Genomic DNA, 11,170 nt, shown 5'->3' on the forward strand with positions numbered 1-11,170 from the left:
AAGGAGGCGGGCAAGGAAGGCTGGCAGGTCAAAGCTCTCGACCGCGAGGGATATGAGGGCGCCGTGCTCACCCGGACGGCTCCTGTGGGCGCCGAGCTCCTGGCCTTCGGCGACCAGAAGGGCAAGACCCACCTTACCGTCCAGGTCGTCAAGCGACTGTTCACCACTGAGTACTTCGTGAGCGGTGCCCTTGACCTGGCCTCGGGCGCGTCTGCAGAGGAGCCCGGCGACCAAAGGGATCAGGCGAGTGCCCGGGTGGTGTTTGCCCAGAACGCCGAAGGGCACGGCGCTGCGCCTGAGGGTCTCGAGAAGCTCCGTCCCGAAGCACTCATGGGCATGCTGGGCGATCAGGGGCCCTACGCCCGCTTCACCCTCCAGATGCCCGGGACCATCGTCGACACCAACGGCGAGCCAGACGATTCCGGCGGTGTCACCTGGAAGTTGGACCTCTTCGGGGCGGGTTCTGAAGCGGGAGAAGGGGCGATCGAGATCACGGCCCACAGCCGGGTGTTCAACCACCAGAGCATCGGTCGTCTGGCGGACCGGCTGGGTGAGGAAGCCAACCTGAACGACATGCCGGCCCTCATCGAGCACTACCTGGAGCGCGACCTGTTGCCGAACCCGCCGAAGACCGATCCGCTCTCGGCCTCGCTTGACATCCCTGCCTACGCAGCCCTGCTCCAGTCAGTCGCGACGCTGGAGGAGGCGCTTGGGCAGCAGGTGACCGACAGTGTGATCCACCGGATGGACCTGAACTCCGACAAGGCGACCTCCAAGCAGTTGGTCGACCTGTGGGAGCTGCTGCAGACGGTAGAACCGGAAGAGCTTACCGAGGTGGCTGCTGAGGCCCTGGCGAAGCACCTGAAGGCAAACATGAAGTAGCGGCGGCTGTTGGGAACCTTCCCGTGCCCCTCAGATTGTTATAGGATAGGAAGGACCGCTGTTCTGGGTCTGAAGGAGACCGAGCAAGATGCCGCCTTTTGGTGGAGGAGGTCCCCTGGGGCGCAATCGCAGCACGCTCCAGTACCTGATCCATGCCCCGAACTTCATCCGCCTGTTCTGGCGCCTGCTCAATGACAAGCGGGTGTCCCTGGTTGCGAAGCTGCCGCTGATCGTGGCCATCCTCTATTTCGTGATTCCGCTGGACCTGATCCCGGAGTTCCCGCTGATCGGTCTGGGCTATCTGGATGACGTGATCGTGCTGTATCTGGGGGCGAAGCTGTTCATCCGACTGTGTCCCCAGAATGTTGTCGCCGAGCATGTGGAACTCATCGATCGCGGCGGCTAGCGACGATCCGACAGACAACCTGCATCGCCTCACACCTGCACTCCGGGCGGTGAGGCGGTGTGCCTTCGGGCGACCCTCGGGGTGCCCCGAAGCAAAGGCAGGCAATACTCCTTTGGTGTCACGGGGGAGCACACTGACATGACAAAGCGTGAGGAACCCAAACCGACCACTCCCGAGGAGAACGGCGAGGCGCGCACCAAGGTTCTGAGCCGCCGGACGATTGCCTGTGCCGGCTGCGGCGCGGTCTTCGTCCTCGTCGCCATTGTGGGGATCATCCTGGCATCCGTGTGGGACGCCAAGGAGAGCCGACTGTACCACGCCAAGACGATGCCCTCCAACGTGGCCTACATCGGGTACTGGGTCTCCGACAAGACGCTGGGTGCCCGCATCGACACCTTCGCGATCACTGCCAACAACATCGCCTGCGATTTCGCCGTGCGCAATGACAGCCGGCAGCCCGTGACGGTCAAGTCCATCGGCCGCACGATCATCGCGCCGCCGCTGGATAGCCGCATGGTGGAGATCGCCATCCCCGTCTCCTTGTTCGACGGCGACGAGCCCATGCGGGTGACGGATGACGAGAACGTGCTGGGGCTGCAGTATGCCGTGCAGGGCGAATGGGTGCTCCTCGACCCGCAGGGCGCCTCAAGCGCACCGCAGCCCGAGCCCTTCACCCTCAAGCCCGGCGAGGTCAAGCGAGTGCGCTACCGGCCCTTGGCCAACCAGCTTCTGATGCCCGCGTCGGCACTACGCATTGCCGTGCTTCTCGACGACGGCGGGCAGCCCCACCCCTTCTACTTCCTGCGTCAGTCCTGCGGAATCGCCGGCATTTTCGAGCGCAGCTTCAACACCGCCGTCCAGCGTGGTGCCGAGCGGCGCTAGACGAGACAGGTCGTCCGTCGCGGTGAGTGGAGATCCTGCGAGGGGCGAAGCTACCCCCTTAGCCCCGAGGAAGCGCGCGCGGCGTGATGAGGATCCGGGCCCTTCCCTTGTTGCCGGTTCCCGGCTGGCGGTAGTCCACGCACAGGCTCTCGCCGCTCTTGACCGTGAGCTGTGCCTCCCAGTCGGCTCTGCCCAGAACGGCTCCCTTTTCGGCATCAGCCAGGGCCGGACGAAGGGTCAGGTAGAGGGTAACGGTCTCGTCGGCGTTGACCCGTGGTGAGACCGAGACGGCGTAGTTGAGCGCCTCCGGATGGTAGCGCACCCCGAAGTCTTGCCCCAGCCAGAACACGCCACTGCGGTTGTTCGCTACCACGAGAGGGGCCCAGGTATCCGTCCGAAGTCGCTTGCCCCCGGCGGCGAGGAGAGCCTGGGCATCGGCGCGCTCAGGCGCCTCCTGAGTCCCGGCGGCAGGGTCCGGCGCAGCGGCGTCTGCCTGCTCCCACCAGAAGGGCTCGACCTTGACCTCCACCTGCCGGACCGGTTGGTCGAGGAGCGCCACGAGTTCGTGTGCCCTGGTGATGGCTTCCGGGGTTCCCTGCGCCACCAGGGCCCGGTACTCGGGCAGGACCCAGACCTTGTCCAGGCCCGGGGGCATCAGTCCGGCAGCGGTCCGCGGCTTCTCGGCGACTGTGCCGCCGGTGGTTTCAGTGACCGGCGCGGCGGAGGTCCCGGTCAGCAGCGAAGCGGCTTCCTGAGGGTCGGCGCAGGTCAGGGGGAACAGGGCGGTCTCGCAGAAGCCGGGGACTGTTAGGAGCAGAATCGCGACAAAGGGCAGGACTCTCATGTCGAGGTTCCTCTCACAGACAAGGTTGGCCCGCATACCCGTCCGTCGCGCAGGATTCTAAGCTGGCGCCGCGAACCGTGCAAGGGGAACCCGGACTGCTATTGAACGGAGTGGTAGCCAATGGCCAACTGGAATCTTGCCGAGACAACCTACGGAGTGGCGCGGGAACAGAGCTACGAGGTGGCAGTGCTGCCCGTGGGCGCCACGGAGGCGCATGGTTTACACCTGCCCTACGCGACAGACAGTATCCAGGTTGAGGCGATTGCCAGGGCCGCCTGTGCCGACGCGGATGCCCGCGGAGCGAAGGTCTTGCTGCTGCCGACCATCCCCTACGGGATCAACGAGAACAACCTGGGCTTCAAGTGGACCATGAGCCTGCGCCCGAGCACGCTGTTCACCGTCATCAGCGATCTGGTATCCTCGGCGGAGGAGCACGGCATCCCGAAGCTGCTGGTGCTCAACGGTCACGGGGGCAACGAGTTCCAGCCCCTGCTGCGTGAGCTGATCCGCGAGACCACCGTGCAGGTCCTGCTAGTGAACTGGTACGGCGTGGTGCGGCACAAGGAGCTGTTTGAGAAGCCGGGCGAGCACGCGGATGAGATGGAGACCTCCCTGCTCCTGCACCTGAACGCGGAGCTGGTGCGGCGTGACCTGGCCGGAGAGGGCGCCGTGCGCAAGCCCGTGCTTACGGCCCTGCAGGAGGGCTGGGCATGGGTGGCACGGCCCTGGGATCGGTTCACCCACGACAGCGGCTTCGGCGATCCCTCACTGGCCTCTGCAGAGAAGGGCGAGAAGTGCATGAAGGCCGTGGTGGCCAAGATCGCAGACCTGCTGGTGGAGATGTCGGCCGCCGAGGTAGATGAGTGGTACCCCTACCAGGGCGACTAGCACTGCCTTAGGAACCCGCTAACAACCTGACAGCATGTGTCAGGTACTTAGGCACAAACAAACAGGGCTCTGTCCCCGCGAAGGGGGCAGAGCCCTGAGGTGTTCTTGGGCCGGAAGTGGTGCGGCTAACGCAGGATGAGCTCGTAGCTGAAGGCCTCGGCGCTCAGGTCGAGCTTGATGAGGTTGTCCTCCTGCACGAACTTCTCGTCGCTAACCTTGCTGCCGTCCTGGGCCAGTCCGGTGACCGAGACGAGGTGCTTGCCGGTCGCACCGAGCTTGTCCAGTCGCAGCTCGGCCTTGAAGGGCAGACTGCCCTGCAGCGGCAGCAGACGCCACTGGCTACCTGAGTGCAGCAGGCGGAAGGAGCCGTTCGTGACGACCGCGTCGAGGTCGATCATGGTGCCTTCCGTGTTGCGCCGGGCATAGCCCGGCATCTCGCCCTCGGCCTCGTAGGCGACGGACTTGACCTTGCCGTCGTCCTTGGTGACCGTGAAGATCCCGCCACGGACACGGTCGCCGTCGAGTCGTGCGATGGGGGCGAGACGTCCTCCGGACTGGGGCGAGAAGATGCCGTAGCGGAGTCGGTACCGGCCGTCCGGCTGGGCCGCGGCGAAGGTCATGCGGAAGGTGGCCAGGTGCGTGCCGACCTCCTGCAGCTTCTCCGGCGCTAGTCCCATCGAGGGCTGGAAGGCGATCTTCTCGCCCTGGTCGGTCACGCTGTCGTGGCACAGGTGGGTGAAAACGACGTTCCCTGTGGACAGCGGCTTGAGGACCTCCCACTTCACCACGACCTCCACCTGACCGCCGCCGAGGTCCTTGACGGAGAGCACCTCGGTGCGCACCGGTGCTCGGCTGGCCATGTCCATGGCCACGGGACGGGTGTCGACGAAGGTGATGCCGGGGCTGGTCGCATAGCGTGCGTTCAGTCCCTGCTTGTCCACGATCGCACTGACGCAGTTGCCCGCCTCGGCGAAGTAACCATAGCGAGGCAAGACGACGCCCTGGACCTCCCAGGGGGTCTCGCCACGGTTGACCCATACCTCGCCGCCGTCGCTGAAGGTCACATGCTGGCGGTGGAGGTCGTCGCCGACGAACTCATGGGTGAGCATCTCGCGTTTGGCGAGCTCCTTGCACAGGTCGTGCTGGAGCCAGTAGGTCATGACCGTGTCGCGGACACAGGGGCCGCCACACATGGGGTTGCGGCCGCCGAGCACCGTGTTGGACAGGTAGTCGTCACTGCCCCAGCTTGATCGCGGGTCGCCATTCGAGTAGCGGCTGCCCAGACCACCGGCCAGGAGAATGAAGCTACCGTGACTGGCCATGTCATGCCACGGGACGCGCTCGCCGTCGCCGAACTTGGCGCACCAGCGATCGGCGGAGTAGTGGTCGGCCTGGGCGCCGTCGAGGTGGCCGATCAGGGCGTCATGACCGGCCTCGCTCGTGGTCGGGGCATTGTCGCCGAGCTGCTCGCGCACGTAGTCGAAGCACTCGCCCCACTTCTGGGCGCACTCCACGCGGGTGTGGAAGTTGCCCTCCTGGTCGTAGTAGTCCAGGGGCGAGAGGGCCGTGAACACGTCGATGAAGTAGCCAGTGGGCGCGAAGCCCTCCTTGATGAGCTTGAGGTTGCGCTCGAGCCAGGGCTGATAGGCGCCAGGCAGCCAGCGGTAGCTCAGGGCATCGCGGCCCGTGTTGTACCAGGCGCGCTGCGGGGTCCCGTCGGCGTTGAAGAGTATCTGCTGGTAGCTGAAGTCGCTGGCGTCCGGGTAGAAGTCGATGTAGTTGTCATGGGGCGCAAAGAGGATGCCGTTCTCCTTGCAGGCGGCGACCAGATCGGCCCAGACCTTCGGATCGCAGCTCGGCGGGTAGATGTCCGGCAGGCGGTAGTCATAGCCCCAGCGCTGCCAGGCGTGCTTGATGAAGATCGAGTCGTTCAGACCGTAGGCTCCGGCCCGCCGGACGTCGGCGGCGATGTCGTGGCCGCCCCACCAGTCGATGGCGAACTTGCCCTTGAGCTTCTCGACGCCGCCGGCCGGCTTGAATCCCACAACATCGCGATACACTCGGGCGGCTGCGAAGGCCCCCTTGAGCGAGGGGATCAGGGTGATCGTGGCGTCGTGCCCGGTCTGGAGGGAGTAGAGCTTGCGGTCCGGGTTGACCTCGAACCGGTACGGGAACACATCCGAGGCCTGGAGGATGCTGATCCCGTTGTCGTAGTCCACGCCCACATGGCGGGTGCTGAGCGAGAACCCGCCCGCGGACAGCGTGAAGGGCCCCGGGTCCTGGATGACATTGCCGAAGCCCGCGTAGACGCGCCGTGCAGCACGATCGGTCGGGCCGACTCCCAGGAGGGTGAAGCGCGGTTCGCCCCGTTTGCTGCGCTCGACGGTGGGCATTGAGAACTTGATCTTGAGCGCACCGTTCTCGGCGGAGATGCTGGCCCAGGTGGTCACGGAGTCGTCGGGGCCATCGATCAGGTCGCGGAGAGTGGTGACCTTGCCGTCAGGGGTCCAGTTGGCGCGACCATCTACGGCATGGCGGGTCGAAGCTGGATCGGTGATGTCTTCGCCGTCGATCCGCATCAGGAACCGCTCGAAGACGACCGAGCGACCATCCTCGGCCACGAAGGCCAGGCTACCCTCCGCGAAGGCATAGGGACCGGCTGCCCAGCCGACTCCGAACTTGCCCGCGCTGTTCTCCACGAGCCACTGGAAGTGGTCCTTCTCGCCCCGCAGGGCGGCTTTGGCACGAGTGATCGCCGTCTGGGCACGCTCGGCGATCTCCGCCGGTGTCTCGGCCTGGGGGCGTTCCCCGACCGTCAGGGTCGGCGTGGCCCAGAATCCGGAGTCGCAAGTGCTGTTGTTCTTGGGCCCGGTGCCGTTCCACAGCCGCAGCGTGATGGTCTTGCCCGCATAGGCGCTGAGGTCGACAGTCGCGGGCTCCCATCGCTTGGCGTCGCTGAAGCGCTGGAAGAGCTGGGCGAAGTCCCCACCCTCCGGAGCCACATACACCCGCCACTCCACACCGTCACTGGGGGGCTCGGTAGCGGCGTTGTCGCGGATGGCGGTTGCGAAGGTCAGGGTGATGGGCGTGACCGCGGGAAGCGTGAAGCGGGCATCGGCCCACATGGTGCCCGAGCCCGGCCGGAAGGGCGGATGGATGCCAATCACGCTCTTGGCCTCGGGACGGGCGGCGGTGGTGATGTTGAAGGTCGCGCCGGTCTCGGGATCGGAGCCCGTCCAACCGAGTGCGAGGCTCTTGGGTTCCCTGTCGGGGGTCTGCACCTGCACCCTCCAGGAGGAGAGGCGCTCCAGGGACAGGGTCGCGGTCCGCGACAGTGGAGTGACCGGAAGTGCGCCCTGCGCGTCGCTATGGGTCAAAGAGCTCAGGTGCAAGGGCACGTAGGAGTTCGGCGACAGCCAGTAGGCGTCGTCCATGCCGCCGAGGGTTAGCTCGCCGACACGACGGCCGCCAAGGGCGTTGCCGATCATGAGGTTGAAGCCCAGCGTCGAGCCGGCGCCGAGCTTGTCACCGACGAGGGCCAGCGGCAGAGCGATCTCGACCTCGTACCCGGTGGCTGTCCGCTTTGGGGCGCATGCGATCTGGGTCAGGTCGTCGACGAGCCGCGTGGCGATTCCGAAGGTCGGGACCTTGACCAGCGGGCCGCCCTTTGCGAAGGGGTTCATCGCCACTACCAGATCATCGGCGGTCAGTGAGGAGCCCTTCCGGAGAGCCGGAGCCTGGGCAGCGCAGTACAGCCGCAGGTAGTCGCTGTTCATGTAGTCGTCGGAGGTGAGGTCCTCGGCGCTGATCTCCTGGTCACTAACGCGGAGCCCCAGGTAGAGGCGCTGGTCATCGTGGAGGGCATAGAGCACCGCGCTGAACTCGGCCGCATTCAGGGAGCCGAGACTGCGCTGAGCTTCGCCGAGGGCAACCGGCACGGCCTCGCCCCACTCCGAGAGGTCACCATCGAGCTTGATCGGCGCAGCGGCTGCGAGGCACTCCACTGAGGTGAGGTTCCTGGGACGTGCCTGCGCCAGGGCCTCGCGGGCGACCTGAGTGATCAGGATCGCGTGGGCCTGCAGGGCCTGGTCGCCGGATCGGAAGTCGGCGTAGGCATGGATGGGGTAGAGGGCAGCGTAGCTCCTCTTGCCCGCAACCACCGAGAACTGCAAGTCGGCCTTCGCTCCAGCGGCAAGGGAGAACCGGCGCGGGTTGTCCCGCTCGATGCGCCAGTCGTCGATGACATGGAGGCGCAGCGATCCGGACACCTCCTGGTCGCCCTTGTTCTCGAGGGTCACGGTCACCGGGAAGGGGAGGTCCAGGGTCCGGACGTCGTCGATCTTCTCGATTGTGACAGTCAGGGGGCCGGCGGTATCCGTCGGCGGATTCCAGGCCCAGCAGCTCAGGGCGGAGCCCAACAGGACCACCAGCAGCAGCACGCATCGACGCATGGCACACAACCTTCCTTGAGGCCTTGTAGAGCGGTGCTTACTCCAAGCGCCCCTTCGCGGCGAGAGGGCTCCAGTCCTCCCCGGGCTGCCCTCGAGTGATCCTCGACGGAGGAAGGTCGGCACAAGAGGCCCGCTGAATACGATGGTGAGGTTGCTCCCCAGGTGCGAGCAACCCATCCGGAGGTGAGCGTCGATGAACCTGTACTGGGGAGACATGCACGCGCAGTTCAAGCCGCAGTGGCTGGGTCACGATCAGTGGGAGCAGGTGCTGCGCCGGGCCTTCGAGAGCGCCCGCGAGTATCTCGACTTCCTGCCGATCGTGTACTACCCCGCGTACTTCTACAACACGCCGGAAGGGCTGCATGTGGAGTCGGTGGGGATGAAGCCGGAGTTCGAGGCCGAGTGGCAGCTCATCAAGCGGCTTGCGAAGGAGTACCACGCCGCGGAACGCTTCGTGACCTGCGCCGGGTATGAGTGGACCGGAGACCGCGAACGTTGGGGTGACTGCAACGTGTTCTTCCTGCAGGATGACCCGCCCCTGGACCTGTCGATGCACATCGATGACCTGTACGCACACCTGCGGGAGCTGGACGCAATCGCCGTCACCCATCACCCGGGCTATCGGGTGGGCGACCGAGGCAAGGACTGGGACCACCTTGATGAAGAGGTGAGCCCGCTGGTGGAGGTCTTCTCGGTCCACGGCTCCTCGGAGGGCTGCAACACACCCCGGCCAATGGTGCAGAACGCGCAGATGGGGCCACGGGTCACAGGTGGCACGGTGCAGGACGGACTGGCTCGGGGACTGCGGCTGGGGATCATCGCCTCGGGGGACAACGGCGGCGGCTTCGCCGGGAAGTGGGGCATCGGTCTTCTGGGCGTGTGGGCCGAGGAGCTCAGTCGAGAAGGTCTGTGGGAGGCCTTCCGGGCGCGTCGCACCTACGGAATCACCGGCGACCGGATCAAGCTGCGCTTCGGCCTCAACGAGGGGTTCATGGGCGACGTGCTGCAGACGGCAGGCCCGGTGAAGCTGTGGGCTGAGGTCGAAGGCACGCAGGCCCTGGATCGGATCGAGGTCATCAAGAACAACCGTGTGGTCTTCACGCACTGCCACAACGGCTCCTGGGACGTGCCGACCTCAGGAACCGTGCGGGCGAAGCTCCCCATCGAGGTCGGCTGGGGACCGACGACCCGCCATGGCTTCCCCGGTGGCGAGCATGTCTGGGAGGGAAGGCTGAAGCTCAGCGCCGGGCAGATCCTGGCGGCGGAAGGGTGCTTCACCACCCACGGGCAGAAGCTGGAGCAGGTGAGTCCCAGCGAGTACTCCTTCCATCTTGTCACCATCCTGCGCGGGGGCGGCGCAGTCACCGACACCAGTCAGCAGACCGTGGTGTTCGAGGTCGAGGCCCCGGTCGACGCGCCGATCACGCTCACGGTCGACGGGCGACAGCAGACCTTCACCCTCGCCGAGGCCCTGCGCCGATCGGAGCTGATTGTGTTTGAGGAGGAGGCACGGGACTTGGTCCGCAGTCATTTCGGTATCGACCCGGACACGGTGGAGAACCCCGACGCCTTCTACCACAACGCCTACAAGGTGAAGCGGCATGCCGCGATCCCGCAGGCCGGGTACACCGTCCGCGCGGAGTGGCAAGAGGAGAGCCCCGGTCCGGGTCTTGAAGCGTGTCCGGGTCGCAGCTTCTACTACCTGCGGGTCTCGCAACTGAACGGTCAGTTGGCTTGGTCGAGCCCGATCTGGATCGACCAGCCGGACAAGCAGTGACGGCACGCTGAGCCCGGGCGGCTAGCTGCGGGGCTTCAGATTGTACAGGTTCATGGCGTTGTCGCGCAGGAGCTTGTGACACAGGTCGAGCGCCGTCTCCTCGCTGAGGAAGTCGCGCCCGACCTTCTGCGCCAGCACATCGGCGAGACAGGATCGCGCCATGGCCAGGTGGGCGTAGACGAACTCCGGCGTCGGCACATCCGAGCCGAAGCCGAGGAGGCGATCGCCGGGCACGAGGTCGATCCACTCGCTGAGGCTCTGGCGCGTGCCCTCCATGGTGACCACGTACATCCACGCCATGTTCAGCCATACATTGGGGAAGTGCTTGCCCAGCATCCCGATCTCGCGACTGTAGGGATAGCCACCGTGGTAGAGGCCGAAGCGGGTGTTGCGATTGGCCAGCAGCAGCGGGATCAGGTGCAGCGGGTTGGAGTCCGGTACGACGCCCCAGTTGCCCTGCGTCCCCGTGTGAATCTCGAAGACCTGGCCGAGTTCACCGGCCACCTGCGCAAGGTAGAAGACGATGTGGTCCTGGAGCGCCTTGATCTCGGCGGGCGAAAGCTGCTCCCCGGCCACGGCGCGGGCGTAGAGACTCGAGGCAGTGTGAAGCGGGACGTTCTCCGAGGCCAGAGTGCGAGTGTAGGCATGGGCGAGCTTGATTCCCACTGACCCGCGACCGCGGTACTCCTCGATGACCTGCGCCAGTGCCTCTCGGACGGCGGCAAGAGTCGGAAGCTCGCGCCCCACGTGAGTCTCGAGCTGCTTGCGGGCGTTGGGGAAGTGCAGCTCCAGGGCCGACTCCATTCGGAGCACGCAGGTGAAGTAGCGGGGCTCCCAGTCCTCGAACCACGGGACATTGCGGACCTGCGTCTCGAGGTTGCACACGTCCTCCGTCACTTGGCGGTACCAGTCAGGCTGCGCCGTCTTCTGCTGGATCGCCTCGTTCACCGCCGCCCAGTTGTGGTCGGTGAGCTCCTCCTGCTCGAGCCCGAAGAACCGCTGGTACATCACCAGGTTGTGGCGCCAGTAGGAGACGTTGC

Annotated in this window: 8 protein-coding genes; 5 read left to right on the plus strand and 3 right to left on the minus strand. The window is 65.8% G+C overall.

Going from position 1 to position 11,170, the window contains the following annotated elements; all coding sequences use genetic code 11:
- From ABFE16_03375 to ABFE16_03385, 3 genes are all read left to right on the plus strand, one after another.
- Positions 1–882 (plus strand): hypothetical protein (locus tag ABFE16_03375; protein ID MEN6344316.1); only part of this gene is annotated, 882 nt, incomplete at its 5' end.
- Positions 883–970: 88 nt separating this feature from the next.
- Entirely contained in the window at positions 971–1,288 is a 318-nt protein-coding gene (locus ABFE16_03380; GenBank protein ID MEN6344317.1) for a DUF1232 domain-containing protein, read from the plus strand.
- A gap of 138 nt (positions 1,289–1,426) precedes the next feature.
- Positions 1,427–2,170 (plus strand): hypothetical protein, encoded by a 744-nt coding sequence (locus tag ABFE16_03385; GenBank protein MEN6344318.1) that lies wholly within the window; start codon positions 1,427–1,429, stop codon positions 2,168–2,170.
- A 58-nt stretch (positions 2,171–2,228) separates the two neighbouring features.
- On the opposite strand, the gene ABFE16_03390 is transcribed toward ABFE16_03385, so the two are convergent.
- Positions 2,229–3,014 (minus strand): hypothetical protein, encoded by a 786-nt coding sequence (locus ABFE16_03390; GenBank protein ID MEN6344319.1) that lies wholly within the window; start codon positions 3,012–3,014, stop codon positions 2,229–2,231.
- A 120-nt stretch (positions 3,015–3,134) separates the two neighbouring features.
- Here ABFE16_03390 and ABFE16_03395 point away from each other — a divergent pair, with 120 nt between their 5' ends.
- Positions 3,135–3,902 carry a creatininase family protein gene (locus ABFE16_03395; GenBank protein MEN6344320.1) on the plus strand — a complete coding sequence of 256 codons (768 nt, stop codon included), beginning with the start codon at positions 3,135–3,137 and terminating at the stop codon, positions 3,900–3,902.
- Positions 3,903–4,027: 125 nt separating this feature from the next.
- Here the strand turns inward: ABFE16_03395 and ABFE16_03400 are convergent, their stop codons facing one another.
- Positions 4,028–8,353 (minus strand): sugar-binding protein, encoded by a 4,326-nt coding sequence (locus ABFE16_03400; GenBank protein ID MEN6344321.1) that lies wholly within the window; start codon positions 8,351–8,353, stop codon positions 4,028–4,030.
- Positions 8,354–8,546: 193 nt separating this feature from the next.
- Here ABFE16_03400 and ABFE16_03405 point away from each other — a divergent pair, with 193 nt between their 5' ends.
- Complete coding sequence (locus tag ABFE16_03405) at positions 8,547–10,130, plus strand: DUF3604 domain-containing protein (protein MEN6344322.1); 1,584 nt, start codon at positions 8,547–8,549, stop codon at positions 10,128–10,130.
- A 21-nt stretch (positions 10,131–10,151) separates the two neighbouring features.
- On the opposite strand, the gene ABFE16_03410 is transcribed toward ABFE16_03405, so the two are convergent.
- A partial coding sequence (locus ABFE16_03410; protein ID MEN6344323.1) for an amidohydrolase family protein occupies positions 10,152–11,170 on the minus strand: 1,019 nt, incomplete at its 5' end.

Source organism: Armatimonadia bacterium (genome assembly GCA_039679385.1).
Classification (GTDB): Bacteria; Armatimonadota; Zipacnadia; order Zipacnadales; family JABUFB01; genus JAJFTQ01.

Bases quoted from the DNA above. Each gene is read 5' to 3' on its own strand.
- ABFE16_03380 (MEN6344317.1), top strand. From the start codon at position 971: ATGCCGCCTTTTGGTGGAGGAGGTCCCCTGGGGCGCAATCGCAGCACG.
- ABFE16_03385 (MEN6344318.1), top strand. From the start codon at position 1,427: ATGACAAAGCGTGAGGAACCCAAACCGACCACTCCCGAGGAGAACGGC.
- ABFE16_03390 (MEN6344319.1), bottom strand. From the start codon at position 3,014: ATGAGAGTCCTGCCCTTTGTCGCGATTCTGCTCCTAACAGTCCCCGGC.
- ABFE16_03395 (MEN6344320.1), top strand. From the start codon at position 3,135: ATGGCCAACTGGAATCTTGCCGAGACAACCTACGGAGTGGCGCGGGAA.
- ABFE16_03400 (MEN6344321.1), bottom strand. From the start codon at position 8,353: ATGCGTCGATGCGTGCTGCTGCTGGTGGTCCTGTTGGGCTCCGCCCTG.
- ABFE16_03405 (MEN6344322.1), top strand. From the start codon at position 8,547: ATGAACCTGTACTGGGGAGACATGCACGCGCAGTTCAAGCCGCAGTGG.